The following is a 22,981-nucleotide window of genomic DNA, read 5'->3' as shown; positions in this document are numbered from 1 at the left end:
CTGCTGTGAAATTCAGCATACCATCGAAGTGGTTAAATAGAGGTACGAGCATATTTGGATTTTGATCGCATAACCTACAAGAAGCTTTATTTATGTGGGTCACGGGATACTAGACGAATTATGCTAAGGAGGTTACTAGATGGAGCAAAGGTTATTTGGACAGACAGGAATGAAAGTAAGTACGCTTGGCTTGGGTGGAGCTGCGTTTGGGCAAGAACAGGATTTCAATAAGGTGGAAAAGATATTGCACAATGCATTAGATGTAGGTCTGAATGTAATTGATACCGCCGAATGTTACGCACAAAGTGAAGAATTCATTGGCAAAGCACTTACTTCTCGTCGAGATGATTTCTATTTGTTTACGAAATGTGGACATGCAGCGGGGTTGGATTATCCCGATTGGGACCCGGTACTGTTAGAGAAAAGTATTGATCGTAGCTTAAAGAGATTAAATACGGAATATGTGGATGTTATCCACTTACATAGTTGTTCGGAAGAAGTATTACGTCAAGGTGCTGTCATAGAAGTGCTAGAACGTGCTAAGGCTCAAGGTAAAACAAGATTTATCGGTTACAGCGGTGACAGCACTGATGCTTTATATGCTGTGCAAATGGAGGTATTTGATAGCCTCATGATTTCTGTGAATATAGCAGATCAAGAGGCGATTGACGTCACCTTACCTGAGGCACAGAGACGTAACATGGGGATTATTGCAAAAAGACCCATTGCCAACGTAGCATGGAGGTATGATACATTACCTGAAACAGCGTATCCATATGCTTACTGGGAGCGCCTTCATGAATTGAATTATGATTTCCTTGACAATATGGAGGAAAGCGTTGACATAGCCCTTCGTTTCGCGCTAAGCACTCCTGGTATTGCTACAGCAATTGTAGGAACAAATCAACCGGATCGTTGGGTACAGAACGCAGAACTTCTCAAGAGGGGACCTCTCGCTCAAGATGTATACGAAGAGATTCGTGCGCGTTGGAAAGAGGTAGAACATGAAGATTGGGTTGGGAGAACGTAACTTAATACGAATAAAGAAAAGGTTGGCCTTTAAGTTTCTGAGGCCAACCTTTTTAGCGATTATATAGATAAAAAACATCATATGAAAAATTGAAATAGGAAGATTATTTATTGTTTAGATGTTTTGAATAGTGCCCTAGCTTTATCGAAATTTTTCTTCTGATCTTGGTTAGTAGAATCGGTGAATCCAAAAGTTACTTTTCCTTCTGCTGTTAAGATAATAATGTCTTTGGTTTTTCCAGTGCTTTCCTTGGATTGGATTAGAACATAGGATCCTTTTTGACCTTTATCTTCGAAAGGAATAGACTCAACGACTACTGGATTCACAAAACGGTTTTCCTCTTCGGTAATGAGGGACTGTGCCATTTGAAATAAGGGTTGCATATCAGGATAGACATCTTCTTGCACGAACTGTTTCTTTTTCTCAATATCTGTCCCATTTAAATAGACCGTTACATACTTCAAGGCTAATGTTTCATCTGAATTTAATTTCTTTGTTTTTTTCTTTTCCTCTTTGACTGGCTTTTTTGTCTCTTTGACTTCTTTTTCTGGTGTAGCTGCTGGAATCGTAGTTGGCTTGTCCACTTTAGATGTGTCTTTAACCTTAGTATCGTTAACCTGGGTCACCGTTTCGTCTGCCTTGTTAGAAGAACAACCGGCGATCAATAGTGTTGCGATAAATATAGATGATGCTACTTTAGTATAAGATTTCATATAGCCCTCCGTAAAACGTATTTTGACAAAAACTAGTCTATCAGAATTAGGAAAATATATCCATGATAGAATTCGACAATTTATACTACAGTTCAATGGATAGCTCTTATTAAACGCTGGAATGTAAATATCAAATGCCAACCTTTTTAACGACTATGTAGATAAAAAAACATCATGTGAAAAATTCATAACAGTAATACGAAGTTATATATGTAGTTACTCATTCTCAGAGATCGTCTTTCACATGTATCTATTCGCAACGTGTTTAGAAAAAAGGTATGCTAAATTCATCCGTCATTCTAGCTAATAAAAAAGTAGTCTCTCGACTACCAAGTGAGTAGTGCACTATTAATTTTATTTTCTTGATCACATTATCAATTTGTATGCCATATGTTGTCTCGCTAAGTTCAGGGGTTTGGGTTACCGTATCCACGTTGCTGTAATAAAGTACGAGGTATTGATGGGTCTGATAGATGATTGGTGCATGTGAACTGAGAACTTGTTGATTCTTCGTGAAATGTTCCTGACCAAGTTCCCTTTGATCGGTTGAATCAAATTCAAAAATCCGTATGACTTCTTCGTTATCAAGTAGGTAACTTATGGGTAGAATACCATCAAGTTCACTTTCAGCAGGTGACATTGTTTCAGTCAAATGAATCCCATTTGAGGTTATTGATTCAACAAGTGACAGATCACTTTGTTGCTTGGAACATGCACTTAGAACGATTACACTAATCATTAGAAGGATAATAGCTATTCGCTTCATAACAATTCATCACCTTTCTTAATCATTGTATAGTAACATATTTTTTAGGGATATGACATTAATTGACACTTGAAGGTAAGAACTCTATATTATATACCACATACAACAAGTTAAGGAGATAGATCATGGGGAAGTGCTGGTGGAACGGAACCATCTATACGATGGAACACGAAGGGCATACGGTAGAAGCGGTATATACTGAGCATGGCTTAATTGTAGCTACAGGCAGTAAAGAAGAAATCGAAGGAAGATTTCATGATCATATTGATGAAGTCGTTGATCTGCAAGGGGGTACGATGTTTCCGGGATTTGTGGATAGTCATATGCATCTAATCGGACATGGAGAAACCTTTCTTAAACTTGATCTTTCCATAATGAATAGTAGAGAAGAGGTGCTTCAAGCTGTCTCGAAGCGGGTTGCAGTGATGCCAAAAGGTTCTTGGATTATAGCCGAAGGATGGAATGAGAACCGTTGGGCGGATAAGAGTCCGATAACCAGACAACAATTAGATGAAGTTGCCCCTGATCATCCAGTCATGTTAAGAAGAATTTGTCGACATGTATTAGTGGTGAATGCACGAACCTTGGAAGCTGTACAAATAGAGGAGTCACAGATAATAGATGAAGGCGATGCAACTATGGACGCAACGGAGTATGGAACAACACACTATGGTATTTTTAAAGAGAATGCTCAAGATCTTATCCTTCATGCAGTTCCCGATGTGACGGAAGCATATCTACAAGAAGCGTTGAAATTGGCCATTCAACATGCTTGGAGTCAGGGCTTAGTCGGAGGTCATACCGAAGATTTAAGTTACTATGGGAGTTGCAAGAGAACGATAAATGCATTCAATCACGTTATTCATGTGAATTCTATGAAGTTCAGAGCACATTTACTTATACACCATATGGTTGTAGATGAGTGGAAGAACGATGAACTAGTAGCTACCATGAAATCGTCAATGCTGGAGTTTGGAGCGATGAAGATTTTTGCGGATGGGTCACTAGGAGGACGCACAGCTCTATTAAGCCATCATTACGCGGACGACCCTAAGACCAATGGAATAGCCATTCATACGGATGAGGAACTTAATGCGTTGGTTCAAAAATCAAGATTCTATGGAATGCCGATTGCAGTGCATGCCATAGGTGATTTAGCTGCAGAGAAGGTGCTAGATGTTATGGAACGTTATCCAACATCTGAAGGAACAAGAGATCGATTAATTCATGGACAAGTGTTAAGCCAGGATTCGCTTGAACGGATGAAGACTTTACCCGTCGTGATTGATATTCAACCCACATTCGTCGCATCGGATTACCCATGGGTGATGGAACGCGTAGGCGTAGGGACGGACATACATATGTACGCTTGGCAAACGATGCTTGATAATGGTCTCCACTGTGCAGGCGGATCGGATGCACCAATTGAACACGTATCACCGCTTCTGGGGATGTATACAGCTATAACTAGGACGAGTTGTGAAGACCCAACACAGACGGTCTATCAACCAGAAGAGCGTTTAAGTATGTTTGACGCCATTTCCTTGTACACTACAGGGAGTGCTTATGCGAGCGGTCATGAGCATGACCGGGGGCTTATACGGGAAGGTTATAGTGCGGATTTCACTGTACTGAAAAGAGATCCTTTTCTGAATACGTCGATTAGGTGGTTAGAAGAGGGGATAGCAATGACCGTAATCGATGAATCCATCGTGTATAAGCGGGATTAAGAGAATAAGAGCGTCAATTCTTTAAGAATTAGAACGAATCTAAATAACTGTGCATACGAAGTTAAAACGCCTTAGATTAAGCGACACCTGATCTAGGGCGTTTCTGTGGCACTGTAAATATAATTTCATCATATGAAAAATTCACAACAGTATTCTAAAAAATTATTATCTAGTTCATCTCCATACATCCATCATATTCTGGTATCTAGCTGAATAATAGAAATCATCTTCGATCCAAGTCCAAATAACAATAGGCAGACCCGATTTCATAAGAATGAATAAAGATAAAAACGATCACACCCCGAATATAAGAACGGGAAGTGATCGTCTTTTACAATGAGATGGAACCTATCAGTATAGCAACTTTATCTACTTCGTCTGTAAATGGAGTAATATTCTGTAGGTGATAATAGCGACTTCTGCGCGAGTCAGTTTACCCTTAGGATTAAAGTTCTGTTTAGTATCTCCCTTAAGGAAACCTTGACTAGTTACGAAGGCAATGGCTTCGAGAGCATTACTAGAAATACTCTTAGCATCTTTAAAAGTAATCTCTACTGTTTCTTTGGAATCCCCACGAAGTGAATTAGCAAGTAGAATGGCAGCTTGTTCGCGAGTTAGATTATTTCTTGCCCCTTGCTCCCCGATTCGGTCTGTCCAAGTTGAGGTAGAAGACAGTAGTCGATCAAGAATCGTGTTTAATTCAGCTTGATTGACTTGATCATTTGGCTTAAATGTATTTGTTGTCCCTTTTCCTGTGACTAGGAACTGAGAAGCTAAAATGTCGATTTCATGTTTAGCCCAATGATTGAGAATATCTGTGAAGCTCTTTGTTACTTCCGCCGTTGTAAAAGATCCCAAGGATGTAGTCGAGAATTGAATAGAAGTGGAAGTACTGTGGTTCAGAGTTCCCAAATGTGTCCAGACATTGCTCGAAGAGAGGGAGTAAGAACCCACTTTAAGAATATCAGTGTAGTTCGCTTTATCAAGATTTAGTGTGATCTTGATAGGTGTACTAAGCTTAGTTAATGTTTCATGAATGGTGAGGACGGGGGAAGTTAACTTAGCGGTTCCACCCTCAGGAGCTTTGATCGATTTACTAAGATCTGCTTTTGTAAAAGATAGAGATAGATTGAATCCATCTTTTGAACTGAAATTTGTGATTGTTTGATAAGGAATTGTAATTTCAAAATATTTACCAACGAGCACTAGATCTTTCTTAGTAGCTTGCAGTTGTGCTGCGACAGAGCCATCTATGTGAATTGTAAATGTATCATAGGTATCTACCAACACATCACTCATATCCAATGTTACTACCTTAGCATCTGCATTCTTGAGTTGATCAGTAATAACGGAGGAGGCTACGTTAAATACCCCAGTGTGTTTCCCATTCGTATCTGATTCAATCAAGGAGCCTTCTTTAAATTTCAGTGTCTTAGATGTGGGAGATGGTGTAGGTGTAGGTGAATAATTACTGCCGGTTGAACCTGAACCATCTGGATCTGGCTGCGATGGTGGAGTTACTTTAACAGTAACCGGCGACAATCCATATACCTGAATGGGTATATTATTAATATCCTGTAGGTCGATATTTGAAATGCTAGTTGTATAGTTTCCTTGTTGTGATCCAACGAATGTAAGTTGAACTAAAGAACCTTGTGTTCCGCCATTCGGAAGAGATACTTTATATTTCAATTGTTTCTTATTGGTTCCGACAACATCGGTGATGTCTAGTTGTGAGAAATCTGCATCCGTATAAACATCGTTGGTAACCGTGGAAGTAACTTTTTTCAAGGTGAGTTTAGAGTCGTAGGTCACGTTGAATGCTGCTGAATAGACATCTTCAGTAACAGCGTAATTTACGTTAACATCAAAGGATTCTCCAGTATTTACTTCAGTCTTAGATGCAGACAAGTTCACTTGACTACTGCTAGGGTCGAAGTTGTATTGGATGACTTTGGCTGGGTTCTCTTTGCCATTCGAAGTGGAATCATATGCGTATAAAGAATACGTATTGTTTCCCTCATGAAGTGGTACATCTATTTCGAAATAACCATCTTCATAAACCGTTCCATTAAATTGCTGCTGAACTCCCTCTGAGGTCTCAATAACGACACCTACAGCAATTAATTCTGACAAAGATTTATTTATATTATTCAATCTAAGGAATTCAAGAAATGTAAAATGTAAATCATTGATTATATATCCGGATATCGTACCTGTTTCTGGTTGAACTGTACTCGGAATAAGCTTAACGCTATCTAGGTCGATCTCAGGCGGACTAAGGTCAACGAAGAATGCAGACATAGATGTAGTTAATTCAGTATCTGTGTCCAAGAGAACAGGGACAATGACATAAAACCCTTCTATTAATGAAATATCTTTATTATTCTTTGAATCGTGGACTATACCATCCCATTTGAAATTGTAATAATTCACTTCGTGAGTTGATTGTACGGATGTAGAGTCATAAATAGTACCTACCATCTCTCCCGTTTCAGCGTTTTTTACGCGGAATGTGAATTCTTCTAGTGGTTTATTTACAGCAAATGAGATATCTGTTGTATCCAAGAAACCATCCCCATTTGGAGAAAAAATATATTCCGAAAAGTCGATATCTGTAATCTCATTGCGATCATATTTAGAACCTACAAAAACAGCGAATGGAACTCTTAGCTGATGCCCATTTCCTTTTTGTGTAAGAACAACTTGACCATCATATTCACCATCCGGGGTACCTGCCGAGACATCTAATTCAAGGTTGAACGTAGTTGCTCCTTGGTGAAGATTTATGGTACTCACATCAGGGGTAATGATGACGCCATCGTTATTGTACCAATCAACTGAAATATCGTACTGTTGGTCAGTATTACTAATGTTATCAACCGTGAAGAGTTTGGAGTCATGACTTCCTGCTTTTTGCTGACCAAATGAAGCACTGCTTGTATAATATGTTGCATTAGCATTGCCTTGAAGGTAACTTGGCAGTGGTTCTTCTACCTTAACGATAGCTTCTGCTGTTGAGCTTTCAACTAAACTAACGCGCCCAGCGCCTTGCACATTCACTGCGTAAGGAGCACCTTTGCGATTCTTTATAGGGACAGAGTTGTTGGCTAGTAGTGATTTCATCTGATCTGGATTTAAGTTCAGACCGTCTTTTGCTGTCTTCTCAAGCATTAAAGCTGCAGCTCCTGCAATATGAGGAGCTGCCATACTCGTACCCTGTAGATCTTCATATGCATCAGAATAGTCACCTGTATAAGAAGGAATAGAAGAACGGATACCAACACCTGGAGCAGATAAGTCTGGTTTAATAGAATAGGAAGGTAATGAAGGACCTCTTGAGCTGAAATCTCCCATTAGATCTTGTTCATTAATCATTGAAAATGTAATGTGAGTATTGCCTTTTGTTAGCTCATCCTTTAAATCTAGACCGTCTTTTTGAGTAATCGTATAGGTTGGAATGTAATCTTCTTCTGCTCCACCTAATTGAGCAGCGATTTCTCCAGTTGTATTATTATGAATAATAAGAGCCTTTGCCCCAGCTGCTTTAGCATTAATTGCCTTATCTGCAAAGCTGAGCGTTCCACGAGACACAAGAACGGTCTTACCCGTAACATTCAAATGCTTATAATCATCTTCCGAACCTAAATTAGCATACACCAGATCTAGATCTTGACCTGTTGGTGTTAACTCTGGTGCGTCAATTGCATGTTGTGCATAAATTCGATCTAACTTTGTAGAGTCGAAGACTGGTGTATGAACTGGAGGAGAGGAGGCACCTACAGAGATACCTAATTGAGAAGTAGAAGGACTTCCTACCGTGCCCGCGGTAGGTCCATCATTACCATTAGCTAGAACAACAGTAACACCTACAAGTGAAGCGTTATCTGCCGCTTTAGAAGTAGCGCTATATTGATTATTAAGAGTCGATCCAAGAGATAGATTGATTACATCCATTTCGTCACTTACGGATTTTTCGATAGCAGCAATAATATCTTCTGTTGTTCCTGAACCGTAAGGTCCGAGCACTCGATATACATAAAGATCAGCACCTGGGGCAACGCCTCTTACCCAACCTTTACCTGCGTCAGGATGTGCTGGATCACCTTGTCCTACAATTGTACCGGAGACGTGAGTTCCGTGAGAGGTATCATATGGGTTACCATTTTTGATTGGTTTCGTGTCATCTGGTAAGGTTTCCATAGGATCGCTATCCTCGTCTACAAAATCGTAACCACCTTTATATGCGTCTTTCAAGCTTGGATGATTGTAATCGATTCCAGTATCAATAACAGCAACTTTGACACCTTTACCGGTATAACCTGAGTCCCACATCTTATCTGCCCCAATGAAAGGCGCACTCACATTCATGGAAGGTGTGAACCCTTCTGACTGAACGATATCTAACGCATGATATTCATCGTTAGGATAAATGGATTTAACACCAGGAAGATCAAGTAATTGATCAACTTCATTTGAAGGAAGTGTGATGGAGTATCCATTAAATACTTTGGTATACTCGCGGTTAAATTGTGCGATCGATTTACTTTTGACCACAGATTTGAAATTTGAATGTTCCTTACGCAATATATTCGTATGACTAGCTAGACTGGATCTAGCAGATGAAGGAACCGTAGCTTCATAAACCGTTGTTGGATCTGATTCTAACTCAACGATAACCGTGATAGGCTCAGTACTATCGGTCGCTGGGACATAGTTCTGAGGAGTCTCAGAATTAGTTACTTCACGAAGTCCGAGAGAGTCAAGACCATTGAGCTTGAGATGGTTTATTTGATCACTTAAGTCTAATTTCCCAAGAGGTTTGAGTGTTGATTTAATGTGCGCCGTGGCTTGTGAAGTATCTTCCACATTGGCGGCATTCGAGATGTTTGGAAATCCAATGCCTAATACGAGCACTACACTTAGTAAGAATATGAAATAACTACGAATTAAACGTGCTTTGTTTCTCACAATAGAGCCCCCTTCATCATAAGTAATGTATTCGTCTTTATAACTTCACAAGATGTAATCTAGGACTGGCTAACCCTCCTTCATAACAAAATAGTTGTACAATCGATAAACATCTCTCTCATTTTACATTTAATAGGTTATTTTGATATATAGGGCTTTAAGACTGGTTATTCAACTTTTTTTAGTTGAAGTGGATGATAGAATCGTAACCGCTTTATAGGAAACTCTATTATATTAGTATGCTAGATAGAAGAATGAACAAGGGGATTTTATAGAATTACGAATAATGCGAGGAGGTGGCGAAGACGGTGTGGATATCATTAGGCAAGGAAGCAACCTATTCTGATAACACAACGTCTGGAATATTAAGGGGGATTGCGAATGATGGGGAATAGGATGAAGTATTCAAAATCTTGGTTAACAACATTCATAATATTTCTACTTATAACAGGATGCACGAACACAAAAGTAACTGGGTATCAACCTAATGTAAAACATACAACCTTAGGGGAATCGTTGAAGGAATACACCTATAAAGGATGGCAAGCCGCATTAGATGGTAATCTTTTAGCCTATTTAAGTGGAAATGGTCAGCAATTGACTGTGATGGATCTTGATAAGAATCAAGAACTAGTTCAGATTCAACTTCCATCTTATGAATGTGGATTCGATATTTCGGGTGATTATATCGTATGGTCTGATCTGAGGAATGAGAAGAAGAATATATCGGATTTAGGAAGTGTGGATATCGCAAATGCTGATATCTTCCTTTATGATTTGAAGACCGGACAACAACGACCGTTAACAGAAGATACGTCTTCACAAGTTAATCCAAAGATTTGGGGACATTACCTCGTGTGGATGGACAATAGGAATGATGCTGATAAAGATTATCCTTCAGACTGGCAAATCGCATTGTATGATCTTAATACGGATGAAATGAAAATCGTAACCAATGCACCAGGCGGACAAACGGACCCAGATATAAATGATGGATTCATCGTCTGGGAAGATGGTCGGAATGTTAAAACAAAGGGGATACGAGCAGGATCTAATCTTCCTGAGAATAATACGGACATATATTTGTATGATATTGCAAAAGGAAATACAATACCCATAGCAACAGGTCCGAAGAAAGAGGGACGACCACAGATATCTGGTAATCGAGTCGTATGGGAGGATTATAGTAAAGGTACGTACAGTGCTGATGTGTCCGTATATTATTTGGATACACAACAAAGTGGACGTATTACGAATCTGCAACAAGACCAAAGCGAGCCAGTCATTTATGGGGATTACATTGCTTGGATGGACGAGCGAAGAGGAACCTCAACGAATGATGTAATCGAGAATGGACAGAAGCCCAATTCAGATATTTATCTGTATGATTTGAATACGAAGACCGAAATGCTAATGACAGGTGACGAGCCGCAACTTCAACCTTTACTGTCTGATCATTGGCTCATATATACAACTTCAAGACAGGTGGATCCAGAGTTACATGCGGTACGTTACAAATAATAGGGATTTCGTAATATAGGAAAAACACCACTATGGAATTCCTTCCAATAGTGGTGTTTAAGAAATATCTATTTCGCCGATCCCGCTACCGACTTTTTTTCCTTATTAATCTCTACGTTGAAATACTCTTGTAATTCCGTGAGTTTTCTGGGATCTTCAAGAGAGGCCTTATTCAAAAGAAAACGTTCAAAGAGATTTTCCCACGTAAGAGGTATCTTTTGCAATGTCATCGAACGAATGGAGTTCTTAACCAATCTTCGTTCTTTCGCATTGGAGTATACATCTACGAACTGTTGTGTATGTGCGAAGTCTAACTTATCGAATATAGCTCGGAATACCTCAGAAGTCATCTTAGCGTCATCCAATGCACGATGTGCAGATCCTGAGGGAGCAATATTAAGGTCTAGTAGAGCGCCTTCGACACTAACATCATTTGTGATATTCTTATAGCGTACGAATCCCTTCAACAAATCGAAGTAGTTGGCTGACATCCAGAAAACGTCGTCCATCTTATGCATACGCGTATCATATATGATTCTTTTTAAATCCTCGCCACCCCAAGTAAAGAGTAGGAAGGATTCGCTACGATTTAACCAGTTCATAAAGTCAGTGATGACTTTTCGGAATCCAGCAGCTTGATCAATATCTTCCTGAGGAATTCCAGTTTTCTTCTTAATAAAGGAATTTAATTTTGAGAAATATACGGGTTTTATTAATGCTGAGAATTCATCCACATATCGCAATTGTGAGTCCAATCGGACAGCACCGATCTCGATCACTTCCATGGGTAGGTCGCTTGCAAACTTGCGACCATTGAATTCAATATCCAAAATAACATAATCCACAATGGTGCCTCCGTTCTGTAACTTGTTCTATTTTATCAGGGACAATTGGTAGTGTCTATGGTTAATCAGTTATAATCATGAATTGAATGAATAGTAGAAGGCGCTCTATAACTAATATCTTTAATTTAATATGCTCCATTAATTGCACTTGTAAAAGGATTGGATTTATGATACTTTAATAAAGTAACGAATGTAACCGGTTACACATGGAGATGATATATTTAATGACAACGATAAAAGATATAGCAAGAATAGCTGGCGTGTCCGTGGCTACCGTGTCACGAGTTATTAATGAATCAGGATATGTCAACGCGGATACACGTAAAAAGGTAGAAGAAGCAATTAAGTTAATGAATTATTCACCTAATGAAGTAGCTCGTTCTTTATACAAAAGAAAATCTAAATTAATCGGATTGCTGTTGCCTGATATAACTAATCCATTCTTTCCTCAATTAGCACGTGGCGTAGAAGATCGGTTACAAGAACATGGATATCGATTGATATTTGGGAATAGCGATGAGAATGAAGATAAAGAATTGGATTACATTCGCACTTTTGTACAAAATAATGTAATCGGTGTCATTTCTTCAACCAATTTCCCAGACAGCGATACTTACCTTAAATTGAAAATCCCAATCGTGTTCTTAGATCGTACTTCTAATGAAAGTCCTTCCGTATATGCAGATGGTAGAGAAGGCGGACGTATGGCTGCGCAAGAGATCATAGCGCGTGGAAGCAAACATATTACGATATTACAGGGCCCGGCACATATCAAACCTGCTCAAGATCGGTTTCAGGGTGCGGTAGAAGTACTTGAAGAATTGGGTATGTCATACCATGTGATTCAGACGTCATCCTTTTCCTATGCAGAAGCTGGACATTGGGCCACAATATTGTTTGAACAACATTTAGAAACAGATGGAGTTATTGCAAGTAACGATATCGTGGCGACGGCAGTACTTCAAGAAGCACATCGTTTAGGCAAGTCAGTTCCACAAGATGTGCAAATCATCGGATATGATGATATTCCGCTAAGTAGCTTATTGTCGCCTTCGCTATCTACTATTCGCCAACCAGCGTATGACATGGGTCGTGAAGCAGCGAGGTTACTTATTGAGCTAATTGAACAAGATAAGGTAGACGAGAAGATTATTCAATTACCTGTTAGCTTCGTAGAGCGGGAAACGACTAGGAGAAAGTAGTGGAATTACAATATATATATAATATGCTCAGAAAGGTTGATAACTATGGCTAAGATTTGTGTGATTGGAAGTAGTTCAATGGATTTAGTGGTGACTTCATCGAAGCGCCCTTCCGCTGGCGAGACGGTTCTTGGAGACAGCTTTGCAACAGTACCTGGAGGGAAGGGGGCGAATCAAGCGGTTGCAGCCGCTCGTCTTGGAGCTGAAGTGACCATGATCGGGTGCATAGGCGACGATTATTATGGTAAAGCTATGATGGATAATTTCAAATCCAATGGCATTCTTATCAATTATGTGGAACCGGTTACAGGTGTGGAAAGTGGTACGGCTCATATCATTCTAGCTGAAGGCGATAACAGTATTATTGTCGTCAAAGGTGCAAACGATCATGTTACTCCTGCTTTTGTAGAGAAAGCACTTGATACGATCCGTACTGCGGATATGGTCCTCATCCAGCAAGAAATACCAGAGGACACCGTTTCCTATGTAAGTGACATTTGCCGTGAATTCAATGTACCGATGTTGCTTAATCCCGCTCCTGCACGTCCAATCAGTAACTCAATTATAGAGAATGCCAGCTATTTAACGCCGAATGAACATGAATGTTCTGTCTTATTTACTGGAATGAGTACAACAGAAGCGCTACGGAAATATCCTAACAAGTTATTTATTACTGAAGGTAGCAATGGCGTACGCTTTTACGATGGAGAGCAAGAAGTTCTTGTTCCAGCTTATAAAGTAAATGCTATAGATACGACCGGCGCAGGAGATACTTTTAATGCAGCATTTGCAGTAGCCTTAGCTGAAGGAAAGTCATTGCAGGATAGTGTGAAGTTCGGTAATCGAGCTGCTTCTTTATCCGTTACCAAATTCGGTGCTCAAGGCGGCATGCCAACACGTGCAGAGGTAGAGGAGAGTCTCTAATTATGAAGAAACATGGGACATTGAACAGTCATATCTCCAAAATCCTTGCTGACTTAGGTCATACGGATACCATTGTCATTGCCGATGTTGGACTACCTGTTCCAGCAGGTGTTCTCAAGATTGATCTAGCACTTAAGCTTGGCGTTCCAAGCTTTCAAGATGTCGTAGATATGTTGGCAGAGGACATGGTTATTGAACAAATAATCGTGGCAAAGGAATTAGCTTCTGCCAATGAAGAAACATCGCGATATATAAACAATAAATTCAAGGAAATACTTATAGATGAGGTTTCACACGAGCAATTCAAATTACTAACCCACAATGCCAAAGTTATTATTCGTACGGGCGAGGCTAAACCATACGCGAACTGCATATTACAAGCCGGTGTCTTTTTCGGTTAATGAGGGGGTTCTACAATTATGCACATTACAATGCAAGGTATTCATAAATCCTTCGGTGCTAACCGTGTACTGATAGGAGTCGATTTCGATCTGCAAGCTGGTGAAGTTCATGCCCTGATGGGTGAGAATGGTGCTGGTAAATCGACGCTGATGAACATTCTGATTGGACTTCACCAACGTGATCAAGGAACCATTGTGATTGATGGTCAAGAAACATACTTCGCGAATCCGAAAGAGGCGGAACGAAGTGGCATCGCTTTTATCCATCAAGAACTGAATGTGTGGCCCGATATGACGGTTCTCGACAATCTGTTCATAGGTAAGGAACGCACATCTAAATTTGGAATATTGAATATGAGTGAGATGAGAGCATTAGCAAATGAGCAATTTAGTAAACTCTCTGTCACAATTCCTTTGAACCGTGATGCAGACGAATGTTCTGTTGGTGAGAAACAAATGATCGAGATAGCCAAAGCATTAATGACACATGCCAAAGTGATCGTGATGGACGAGCCTACGGCTGCCTTAACAGAGAGAGAGATACAGAAGTTGTTCGAAGTCATTGCCTCATTAAAAAAGGAAGGTGTCTCCATCGTCTATATTTCACATCGAATGGAAGAGATCTTTGCGATATGTGATCGCATCACCGTGATGCGTGATGGGAAGACAGTAGACACGAAGGCTATACCAGATACGAATTTTGATGATGTTGTTAAAAAGATGGTTGGTCGAGAAATTACGGACCGTTATCCTGAACGTAATTCAAATCCCGGAGAAATCGTGCTTGAAGTCAAGAACGCTTCGAAGAAGGGTCAATTCAAAGATGTTAATTTCTCAGTACGATCGGGTGAAATTGTTGGTTTCTCTGGCCTAATGGGATCAGGACGTACAGAAATTATGAGAACCTTATTCGGGTTAGATTCATTAGACAAGGGTGACATTTGGGTGCGTGGTAAACAAGTATCGATACGTAACCCTGATGATGCGATGAAAGCTGGGATTGGATTTGTTACGGAGGATCGGAAGGACGAAGGGTTAGTACTGGATTTCTCCATTCGAGACAATATGGTTCTTACGAACTTGTACAGTTTCGCACCCAAAGGATTAATCAACGCTAAGAAAGAGCAAGAATTTGTAGACGTGCTTATTCAACGTTTACAGATCAAGACACAGTCATCAGCAACGTTAGTTCGCAATCTATCTGGAGGTAATCAGCAGAAAGTAGTTATCGCGAAATGGATAGGTATTGGGTTAAGTGTCCTTATCTTGGATGAACCTACGCGTGGGGTTGATGTTGGAGCTAAGCGGGAAATATATCAACTCATGAACGAATTAACGGAACGTGGTGTCGCGATTATTATGGTATCTTCCGAGCTACCTGAAGTGTTAGGGATGAGTGATCGTATCATCGTCGTACATGAAGGAAAAATCACTGGAGATGTTTCGCAACAAGAAGCTACGCAAGAGAACATTATGACGTTAGCTACAGGGGGACAATAGTTATGACGACTATCAAAGACGAACAAATGAAAAAAGGCTTTCAAATCGGACAAATCACACAGAAACTCGGGCCATTACTAGGGCTGCTAATCTTGATTATCATCGTAACCGTATTAAATCCAAGTTTCTTGGAACCGCTTAATATATTGAACCTATTAAGACAGGTAGCCATTAATGCGCTGATCGCGTTCGGTATGACCTTTGTTATTTTGACAGGGGGGATCGATTTATCGGTAGGTTCGATTCTTGCACTATCTAGTGCGATTATGGCAAACCTTATGCTCTCGGGGTTAGATCCAATATTAGCGATTGTAATAGGCTGTTTGCTTGGTGGTGTTATGGGGATGGTCAACGGACTCATGATAACCAAGGGTAAAATGGCTCCATTTATCGCAACGTTAGCGACGATGACTATTTTCCGAGGATTAACGCTTGTCTATACGAATGGTAATCCAATTACAGGTCTAGGCGACAGCATGATGTTCCAATTGTTTGGGCGTGGTTATTTCTTAGGTATTCCAGTTCCTGCAATCACGATGATTATCGTATTCTTCGTCTTATGGGTAGTCTTGCACAAAACACCATTTGGTCGTAAAACATACGCAATTGGTGGTAATGAGAAAGCATCCATCATTTCAGGTATCAAAGTAGATCGTGTCAAAATCATGATTTATTCATTAATAGGTATGCTATCTGCGTTGGCTGGAGCAATCTTGACTTCAAGACTGAACTCCGCACAACCAACTGCCGGTACATCGTATGAGTTAGATGCCATTGCAGCAGTTGTATTAGGCGGCACGAGCTTAACTGGTGGGCGTGGACGTATTGTAGGTACATTAATAGGTGCGCTTATTATCGGAATATTGAACAACGGATTGAATTTACTCGGCGTATCGTCATTCTATCAAATGGTAGTTAAAGGTGTCGTTATCGCGATTGCTGTACTAATAGATCGTAAGAAAGCTGCATAAGAGGGGGATTCCAACATGAAGAAAGTTAACTTAATTCTGATTTCCATGCTTTTAGTACTGATGACAGGATGTTCATTAGAGCCACCCGAGTGGGCTAAGCCGAATAAAAGTGGTGATTTGAACAATATAAAAATTGGACTATCAATTTCTACGTTGAACAATCCCTTCTTTGTCTCATTGAAAGATGGCGTTGTGGCAGAAGCGAAGAAACAAGGAATGGAAGTTATCGTAATCGACGCGCAGAATGATTCTGCCAAACAAAGTAATGACGTAGAGGATTTAATGCAACAAGGAGTAAATGCGCTGTTAATCAATCCAACAGATTCATCTGCCATCTCTACGGCGGTTCAGACAGCCAATAGCTTGGGTATCCCTGTTATTGCATTAGATCGTTCCGCTGATAAAGGAAAAGTTGAAGCACTCGTTGCATCAGATAATGTTAAAGGTGGCACATTAGCAGCAGAGTATATTGTAGAACAACTTGGTAAAGATGCTAAAGTCATCGAGCTAGAAGGCGTGCCAGGTGCTTCAGCGACTCGTGAACGCGGTAAAGGATTCCACGAAATAGCGGACGCTCAGCTTAAGGTGATTGCGAAGCAGTCGGCAGATTTCGATCGAACCAAAGGCTTAACGGTTATGGAGAACCTATTACAAGGAAACCCAGGTGTACAAGCAGTCTTCGCTCACAATGATGAAATGGCACTGGGTGCGATTGAAGCTATTCAAAGTTCAGGTAAAAGAATAGCTGTTATTGGGTTCGATGGCAATATAGATGCACTGAATTCAATCAAAGCAGGTAAGTTAACAGCGACCGTGGCTCAACAACCTGAATTAATAGGACAACTATCCGTGCAAGCGGCTAAAGATGTCCTTCAAGGAAAAACAGTGGAGAAGTCCATTCCTGCGCCACTTAAGTTGGTTGTGAAAGAGTAACAGAGTCGGGAAGAGTTCCTTTAAATTCATCATCAAAAAGCACTGCGTTCGCCTTATGGGTGAGTGCAGTGCTTTTTAATGGATAATTTGGGATTTAACCTTGATCTTCTTTTGAGTGAATATGGTCTATGGCTTCCATCGTAACTTTGGACTCGCTTCTCATGCGCAGCTTGAATTCCCTAGGTGAGCACTGATTATGTCGTTTGAACAGTTTATAGAACTGAGCCATATTAGAGATGCCTACCTCGTAGCCAACTTCCATAATGCTAAGTTCACTTGTAAGTAATAACAGCTCGGATCTCTTGATTCGTTTGTAGTTGATATATTCCACGAAAGATATGCCCATGGTTTTCTTGAAATATTTGATAAAATAATGATAACTCAAATTAAGTAAAGCACATGCATCTTCGACACAGAGTTTGTCATTCAAATGTTCGTCTATATAATCAAGAACGGGTCTTAATCGACTTAATTCAGTTTCCCCTGCATAGTTCAGAACGTTACGACTATCGTTTCTTAATAGTAATAGGATCATTCTCTTGATCGTAGAGCTAACGGCGATTTCGTAACCTCTCATCCGTGTTTGAGATTCTTTAAAGATATCCATAATAAAAGAATAGGCTTCACGTTTGGCTGACTCGTTGTCGTCGAAAATATAATTTAGTATATCCAGCGGCTGAGTCAATTCCGAGAAGCAATATAAATAGGGCATGGTACTCTGGTCGAAATGTTTACTCAGATCAATTTGAAACACCACATAGTGCAATACATCTGAAAGTGGTTGATGAGAACGATGTGGCTGTGAAGCCCCCAACACGATAACGTCGCCCGGACCGAGAACAACGTAATTGTGCTTACTTTGCACACCTAAGTGACCTTCAATGACTGCAATGAATTCTACCTCTTTATGGTAATGCCATGGGTAGTTTTCCACAGCATTGCAGTAGTGAGGCTCTAAGGAGATCTCCCATATTTTTAGAAACAGTAACGGATTCTGATAAATAACTTCTTCATTGATAGCATCGGAATGCGTATCGAAATTGTTTTCGAATAAGGACATGAGCATTCCCTCCTTTTTGGAGTATAACACTTTTGAATATAAAATTGGCATGATTAAGTATTTCATTCACGCAATGAATTATCTATACTGAGAACAGTGTTAATACGAGAAGGAGTGTTCATACAAATGGTAAAAGTTACAGTATGGAATGAAAATCGTCATGAGAAAAAGAACTCGCTTGTAGGTGAAATATATCCAAATGGAATTCACGGTGCTATTGCAGGCTTTCTAACAGAAGCAGGGTATGAAGCTGGAACCGCTACGCTTGATGAACCAGAACATGGTTTAACAGATGAGGTATTACATAATACGGACGTATTAATCTGGTGGGGACACCTTGCCCACGGTGAAGTAACAGATGAAGTTGTCCAAAAAGTACAGCAGCGAGTGCTTGATGGAATGGGCTTGATTGTCCTTCACTCTGGTCATTTCTCTAAGATTTTCAAAGCATTAATGGGTACAAGTTGTGATTTGAAATGGCGTGAAGTGGGTGAAACGGAACGTCTTTGGGTTGTAGCGCCAAGTCATCCGATCGTGGAAGGCATTGGAGAATTCATCCAACTTGAGCAAGAAGAAATGTACGGAGAGCATTTTGATATTCCTGCACCAGACGAGCTTATCTTTACAAGTTGGTTTGAAGGAGGAGAAGTGTTCCGAAGCGGATGTACCTTCACACGTGGAAACGGCAAATTGTTTTATTTCAGACCGGGACATGAGACCTATCCAACATACTATAACAAAGACATTCAACGCGTCATTGTGAATGCCGTGAAATGGGCACAGCCAGTAGATCGCAAACGTCCGGTCTATGGGAATGCACAGCCATTAGAAACCATACAAGCTAAATAAACGAATATGCTAGATAGCCCGTATTATTAAGCAGCTCAAGCCGAAATATTGCTTGGGCTTTTTTGCTTTTCAGAGGGAGGATAAGTTCGTTCGGGTTGAACTAGCTGGACAGCCTCATACGCATTGGCATTGAGAGAAACCGAAGGATTTATCAAAATTGTGGCGAACCCGACCTCAGGAATCGTGATTGGTGCACAAATCGTTGGGTGAAGGTATGGAGGTATCTACATTCTGTCCTCAAACCCTACTTTGACTGGAAGGTTTTTTCATTTTAGAGTGGAATTTATATCTATAGTGAATAGTTGGAGGTGTGCTCGATGAAATAAAGTCTTCATGAATATCAGGTCTACGCGACGGAATACATTCTCACCCATTCGATTACGAGCAGCGTAAAATAACTCTTCTTCAAAGATCACGGGTTTACATAAGCCAGATTATATATTTTGAACCAAGAGAGGAGAAAATAATGAACACATTTGAAAACTTCAATTGGCTTAACAAAAGCCAGACTAATTACAACAATGGAGAATTAGTTATCTATGCACCAGAAAAAATTGATTTTTTCTGTAACAACGGTGCAATTGCAGAGGAAGGTATTACGCCTGAATCATTGCACAATGCACCATTTTATTATACAGAGGTTAATGGAGATTTTGTAATGCAGGTACAGGTCAGTCATGATTTTAAAGATACTTATGACTCAGCTTCAATTATGGTAATGAAAGATTTGAATGTATGGGCCAAAGCATGTTTTGAAAAAACAGATTTTGATACACATGCTGTGGTTAGTGTAGTTACCAATCATACGTCAGATGATGCAAATGGCTGTAATATTGATGGCAATGAGGCATGGCTTCAGGTGGCCAGAGTTGGAAATTCATTTGCTTTTCACTATTCAACAGATGCTGAGAATTTTTATATGATGCGTTTCTACAATTTGCCTGTAGATGAAACAATTAAAGTTGGATTAGTCGCACAAGCTCCGCAGGGAAAAGGTGGCGACAGGCATTATAAAAATTTCTCATTACAAAATAAAACAGTGAAAAATATCCGAATGGGAAAATGATTGTCTAATTATGTTCCCGAGAACGTAAGGTCATTAAAATCGCAAAGACATCAATGATTCGCAATGCTTTTCTATTGAATTGGGCAAATAGTGGGATGACGGGACATAATCCCATCGCTCTCGGTATCAGTTTTTAGGTTTTCATATAAATGAGCAGATTCATAATGGATACAACGATAAAGATTTAAAGATAACTGTCATTTTTTATAGCTGTAACGGCTATAAATGTGGCAGTTTTTTTGAGTTCTCAGCTGCTTACATGTGCCATGAGCGCGAAACGATGTCAGCCCCGAACGCTACCCTCCAACCTTGTTTTATGTTCTACCAGCAGCATTCCGCATGAGCGTAATACAGTCTATTGATAAGTTAGGGCAATACTATTCTGCAGTGCCATCATGACCAGGAATGCCTACAAGGATAATTATATCGAACGGAATTGGATCCATTGACAAACCAACTGTATTACAAGCATAATACATCTATAACGTATGAACCACTTAGTACACACACTATAAAAGAATGCGAGGTGCAGGATGAAAATGAATGAAGGCTGGACGGATGTCACTTTCAATGGCCGGGATCCGGTATATTTGCAGGTTGTCCGTCATTTCAAAGAACAACTTGCAACCGGTCGGCTAGAAGCCGGGCAGATCATTCCATCACGGAGGGAATTGGGGGCAATGCTAAAGATAAATCCTAATACGGCACAGAAAGCTTATAAAGAAATGGAGGAACAGCAATTGATCATAACCGAAGGGAATTCACCAAGTCGAATCACGCTTGACGATGATCTGCTTCGTAGTATTCGTTCTGAATTAATTAGCGATGCTGTTGATGCCTTTGTGGTATCGGTCCGTAAAATTGACGTTCCCGTAGAAGAACTTTTGGATATCGTAAAGCAGAAGTATCTTGAAAGTAACGAAACAGAGCGACAAGTTCAAGAAGGAGGAGACCAGGCATGATTGAGGTTGTAGACATACATAAGCGATATCGTGGTCGGTCTGTGTTAAACGGTGCCTCCTTCACTGTGGAAAAGGGACAAATAACATGTCTCATCGGCATTAACGGAGCGGGTAAGTCAACGATTCTAAAGGCAATTATGGGCTTAACACCTCTGAAATCAGGCACAATCCGGATTGACGGTCAACCCATGGATAAGAACCTATATGAAAGCATAGCATTTATCCCCGATCATCTAACGATGCCTCCTGGAATGAAGCTATCTGAGGGACTTCGGTTCATGCAAGACTTTTATCAGAGCTGGAATGCGAATAGAGCCGAAGAGCTTATGAAATTCTTTAGCTTGGATCAAACAGAGAGAATTGGAAATCTTTCGAAGGGAACAGCAGCTAAATTTAATCTGGTGCTTGGTCTTGCACAGGATACAGAGTATGTCTTAATGGATGAACCATTTTCGGGCATAGATATGTTCAGTCGAGGCCTGATTGCCGAGGTATTCTCTAGCCACTTGATCGAAGATCGCGGCGTACTTCTGACTACGCATGAAATTGGTGAGGTAGAGCATTTGATCGATCGAGCATTGCTGATGAAAGATGGATCCATCTGTCGTGACTTTCAATGTGAACAAATACGTAGCGAGGAAGGTAAGTCCATCGTTGACGTTATGAGGGAGGTGTACCAATCGTGAACAGATATTTAAAGCTTGTACATATGGAAGTTGATCGCTTTAAATACATATTAGCAGGCTTAATGAGTCTAACGCTGGTTTGTCAGTTTGGAGCTGTGATCTGGATGACTATGAGCGCCGTATCCTATCGAAAAAGTGGAGCTTGGAGGAATGGGGGTTCCATGGATTATAGTTATTCTTCTTCCCCAACCGGAAACTTGTCATTTACTGATGTGATGTCTACTACACAATCCATATTCATGATTCCAATCCTGCTTAGCATTGGTGTGCTTGCGATATACGTATTTCTAATTTGGTATCGCGATTGGTTTGGTAGAAATACATTTATTTATCGTTTGTTAATCCTACCAACTGCAAGACGACATATTTATTTCGCTAAATTAACGGCTATTCTTATTTTTATATTTGCACTTGTATCTTTTCAATTGGCCGTGTTACCTGTTGAAAAGTCAATTTTCAACCTGATCGTTCCTTCCGATCTGAGAGATCCTTCTTATTTCTCGGATATTATTTATTCGAATCCAGCGTTGGGTATGCTGATACCTTGGCATTTCGATTCGTTTCTCGTCTATTACGGAATAGGAATAATAGCAGTGATAGCAATATTTGCGGCCATTCTGATCGAAAGAAGTTATGGTCGTCTAGGCATTCTATATGCCATTCTATATTTAGGCATAAGTGTGATCTTACTCTTATTTCCTATGTTCGGTCTAGGATTGGATGATGTGAATGGATATTTATATCCTAATGAAATATATACAATCGAACTAGTTATGTGTGTAGTTGTTATGTCTGTGTCGGTATGGCTTGGTTGTCGACTTATTTCCAAAAAGATAACAGTGTAAGGAGGA

General features: G+C 40.1%; 19 protein-coding genes and 1 pseudogene. 15 read left to right on the top strand and 5 right to left on the bottom strand.

All coding sequences use genetic code 11. The features are described from left to right. Window positions 1–139 precede the first annotated feature (139 nt). Window positions 140–1,030: an aldo/keto reductase gene (locus tag BW961_RS19775; protein WP_068586428.1), complete on the top strand. Its 891-nt coding sequence runs from the start codon at window positions 140–142 to the stop codon at window positions 1,028–1,030. A 107-nt stretch (window positions 1,031–1,137) separates the two neighbouring features. On the opposite strand, the gene BW961_RS19770 is transcribed toward BW961_RS19775, so the two are convergent. Beyond that, window positions 1,138–1,743, bottom strand: coding sequence for a hypothetical protein (locus tag BW961_RS19770; RefSeq protein ID WP_068586432.1), 606 nt, complete (start codon window positions 1,741–1,743; stop codon window positions 1,138–1,140). A 265-nt stretch (window positions 1,744–2,008) separates the two neighbouring features. Continuing rightward, window positions 2,009–2,509 carry a hypothetical protein gene (locus BW961_RS19765; protein ID WP_068586436.1) on the bottom strand — a complete coding sequence of 167 codons (501 nt, stop codon included), beginning with the start codon at window positions 2,507–2,509 and terminating at the stop codon, window positions 2,009–2,011. A gap of 125 nt (window positions 2,510–2,634) precedes the next feature. Between BW961_RS19765 and BW961_RS19760 the strand changes: the two genes are divergently transcribed. Continuing rightward, the gene (locus BW961_RS19760) at window positions 2,635–4,239 is read left to right on the top strand and encodes an amidohydrolase (protein WP_068586439.1); all 1,605 of its coding nucleotides are present in this window, start codon (window positions 2,635–2,637) and stop codon (window positions 4,237–4,239) included. Window positions 4,240–4,608: 369 nt separating this feature from the next. Here BW961_RS19760 and BW961_RS31605 read toward each other — a convergent pair whose 3' ends face one another. Beyond that, on the bottom strand, window positions 4,609–9,210 hold the full coding sequence (locus BW961_RS31605) for a S8 family serine peptidase (RefSeq protein WP_068586441.1): 4,602 nt from the start codon (window positions 9,208–9,210) through the stop codon (window positions 4,609–4,611). A 381-nt stretch (window positions 9,211–9,591) separates the two neighbouring features. Here BW961_RS31605 and BW961_RS19750 point away from each other — a divergent pair, with 381 nt between their 5' ends. After that, window positions 9,592–10,731, top strand: coding sequence for a TolB family protein (locus tag BW961_RS19750; protein WP_068586444.1), 1,140 nt, complete (start codon window positions 9,592–9,594; stop codon window positions 10,729–10,731). Window positions 10,732–10,799: 68 nt separating this feature from the next. Here BW961_RS19750 and BW961_RS19745 read toward each other — a convergent pair whose 3' ends face one another. Further along, the gene (locus BW961_RS19745; protein ID WP_068586447.1) at window positions 10,800–11,576 is read right to left on the bottom strand and encodes a 3'-5' exonuclease; all 777 of its coding nucleotides are present in this window, start codon (window positions 11,574–11,576) and stop codon (window positions 10,800–10,802) included. 224 nt (window positions 11,577–11,800) lie between these two features. Between BW961_RS19745 and BW961_RS19740 the strand changes: the two genes are divergently transcribed. The 6 genes from BW961_RS19740 to rbsB are packed head-to-tail and all read left to right on the top strand — an operon-like array spanning window position 11,801 to window position 17,507. Beyond that, window positions 11,801–12,778, top strand: a complete 978-nt coding sequence (locus tag BW961_RS19740) for a LacI family DNA-binding transcriptional regulator (protein ID WP_068586450.1) — start codon at window positions 11,801–11,803, stop codon at window positions 12,776–12,778. A 45-nt stretch (window positions 12,779–12,823) separates the two neighbouring features. Then, on the top strand, window positions 12,824–13,702 hold the full coding sequence (gene rbsK, locus BW961_RS19735) for a ribokinase (RefSeq protein WP_068586453.1): 879 nt from the start codon (window positions 12,824–12,826) through the stop codon (window positions 13,700–13,702). 2 nt (window positions 13,703–13,704) lie between these two features. Further along, on the top strand, window positions 13,705–14,103 hold the full coding sequence (rbsD, locus tag BW961_RS19730) for a D-ribose pyranase (RefSeq protein ID WP_068586456.1): 399 nt from the start codon (window positions 13,705–13,707) through the stop codon (window positions 14,101–14,103). 18 nt (window positions 14,104–14,121) lie between these two features. Next, a complete protein-coding gene (locus BW961_RS19725) occupies window positions 14,122–15,603 on the top strand; it encodes a sugar ABC transporter ATP-binding protein (protein WP_068586459.1) in 1,482 nt (493 codons plus the stop codon). A gap of 2 nt (window positions 15,604–15,605) precedes the next feature. Then, complete coding sequence (locus BW961_RS19720; RefSeq protein WP_068586462.1) at window positions 15,606–16,574, top strand: ABC transporter permease subunit; 969 nt, start codon at window positions 15,606–15,608, stop codon at window positions 16,572–16,574. 15 nt (window positions 16,575–16,589) lie between these two features. After that, window positions 16,590–17,507, top strand: a complete 918-nt coding sequence (gene rbsB / locus BW961_RS19715) for a ribose ABC transporter substrate-binding protein RbsB (RefSeq protein WP_068586467.1) — start codon at window positions 16,590–16,592, stop codon at window positions 17,505–17,507. Between the two features lie 94 nt (window positions 17,508–17,601). On the opposite strand, the gene BW961_RS19710 is transcribed toward rbsB, so the two are convergent. Further along, window positions 17,602–18,567, bottom strand: coding sequence for a helix-turn-helix domain-containing protein (locus BW961_RS19710; protein ID WP_068586470.1), 966 nt, complete (start codon window positions 18,565–18,567; stop codon window positions 17,602–17,604). Window positions 18,568–18,693: 126 nt separating this feature from the next. Between BW961_RS19710 and BW961_RS19705 the strand changes: the two genes are divergently transcribed. From BW961_RS19705 to BW961_RS19680, 6 genes and pseudogenes are all read left to right on the top strand, one after another. Next, entirely contained in the window at window positions 18,694–19,416 is a 723-nt protein-coding gene (locus tag BW961_RS19705; protein WP_068586473.1) for a ThuA domain-containing protein, read from the top strand. Between the two features lie 120 nt (window positions 19,417–19,536). Further along, a pseudogene (locus BW961_RS31600) lies at window positions 19,537–19,623 on the top strand (hypothetical protein); the annotation flags it as partial. Window positions 19,624–19,882: 259 nt separating this feature from the next. Continuing rightward, window positions 19,883–20,482 carry a DUF1349 domain-containing protein gene (locus BW961_RS19695; RefSeq protein ID WP_068586476.1) on the top strand — a complete coding sequence of 200 codons (600 nt, stop codon included), beginning with the start codon at window positions 19,883–19,885 and terminating at the stop codon, window positions 20,480–20,482. Window positions 20,483–21,015: 533 nt separating this feature from the next. Beyond that, on the top strand, window positions 21,016–21,444 hold the full coding sequence (locus BW961_RS19690) for a GntR family transcriptional regulator (RefSeq protein WP_244556005.1): 429 nt from the start codon (window positions 21,016–21,018) through the stop codon (window positions 21,442–21,444). After that, entirely contained in the window at window positions 21,441–22,130 is a 690-nt protein-coding gene (locus BW961_RS19685) for an ABC transporter ATP-binding protein (RefSeq protein ID WP_068586483.1), read from the top strand. Before BW961_RS19690 ends, BW961_RS19685 begins: the two co-directional genes overlap by 4 nt. Next, window positions 22,127–22,975 carry a hypothetical protein gene (locus BW961_RS19680; RefSeq protein ID WP_082867500.1) on the top strand — a complete coding sequence of 283 codons (849 nt, stop codon included), beginning with the start codon at window positions 22,127–22,129 and terminating at the stop codon, window positions 22,973–22,975. Before BW961_RS19685 ends, BW961_RS19680 begins: the two co-directional genes overlap by 4 nt. The last annotated feature ends 6 nt before the right edge of the window (window positions 22,976–22,981 follow it).

It is taken from the genome of Paenibacillus macquariensis, assembly GCF_900156375.1.
Taxonomy (GTDB): domain Bacteria; phylum Bacillota; class Bacilli; order Paenibacillales; family Paenibacillaceae; genus Paenibacillus_AQ; species Paenibacillus_AQ macquariensis.
Note: the sequence above shows the minus strand (reverse complement) of the source record. Positions and strands in the feature narration are given on the sequence as shown.

Coding starts and splice junctions, on each gene's coding strand:
- BW961_RS19775 (WP_068586428.1), top strand. CDS start 140: ATGGAGCAAAGGTTATTTGGACAGACAGGAATGAAAGTAAGTACGCTT.
- BW961_RS19770 (WP_068586432.1), bottom strand. CDS start 1,743: ATGAAATCTTATACTAAAGTAGCATCATCTATATTTATCGCAACACTA.
- BW961_RS19765 (WP_068586436.1), bottom strand. CDS start 2,509: ATGAAGCGAATAGCTATTATCCTTCTAATGATTAGTGTAATCGTTCTA.
- BW961_RS19760 (WP_068586439.1), top strand. CDS start 2,635: ATGGGGAAGTGCTGGTGGAACGGAACCATCTATACGATGGAACACGAA.
- BW961_RS19750 (WP_068586444.1), top strand. CDS start 9,592: ATGATGGGGAATAGGATGAAGTATTCAAAATCTTGGTTAACAACATTC.
- BW961_RS19740 (WP_068586450.1), top strand. CDS start 11,801: ATGACAACGATAAAAGATATAGCAAGAATAGCTGGCGTGTCCGTGGCT.
- rbsK (WP_068586453.1), top strand. CDS start 12,824: ATGGCTAAGATTTGTGTGATTGGAAGTAGTTCAATGGATTTAGTGGTG.
- rbsD (WP_068586456.1), top strand. CDS start 13,705: ATGAAGAAACATGGGACATTGAACAGTCATATCTCCAAAATCCTTGCT.
- BW961_RS19725 (WP_068586459.1), top strand. CDS start 14,122: ATGCACATTACAATGCAAGGTATTCATAAATCCTTCGGTGCTAACCGT.
- BW961_RS19720 (WP_068586462.1), top strand. CDS start 15,606: ATGACGACTATCAAAGACGAACAAATGAAAAAAGGCTTTCAAATCGGA.
- rbsB (WP_068586467.1), top strand. CDS start 16,590: ATGAAGAAAGTTAACTTAATTCTGATTTCCATGCTTTTAGTACTGATG.
- BW961_RS19710 (WP_068586470.1), bottom strand. CDS start 18,567: ATGTCCTTATTCGAAAACAATTTCGATACGCATTCCGATGCTATCAAT.
- BW961_RS19705 (WP_068586473.1), top strand. CDS start 18,694: ATGGTAAAAGTTACAGTATGGAATGAAAATCGTCATGAGAAAAAGAAC.
- BW961_RS19695 (WP_068586476.1), top strand. CDS start 19,883: ATGAACACATTTGAAAACTTCAATTGGCTTAACAAAAGCCAGACTAAT.
- BW961_RS19690 (WP_244556005.1), top strand. CDS start 21,016: ATGAAAATGAATGAAGGCTGGACGGATGTCACTTTCAATGGCCGGGAT.
- BW961_RS19685 (WP_068586483.1), top strand. CDS start 21,441: ATGATTGAGGTTGTAGACATACATAAGCGATATCGTGGTCGGTCTGTG.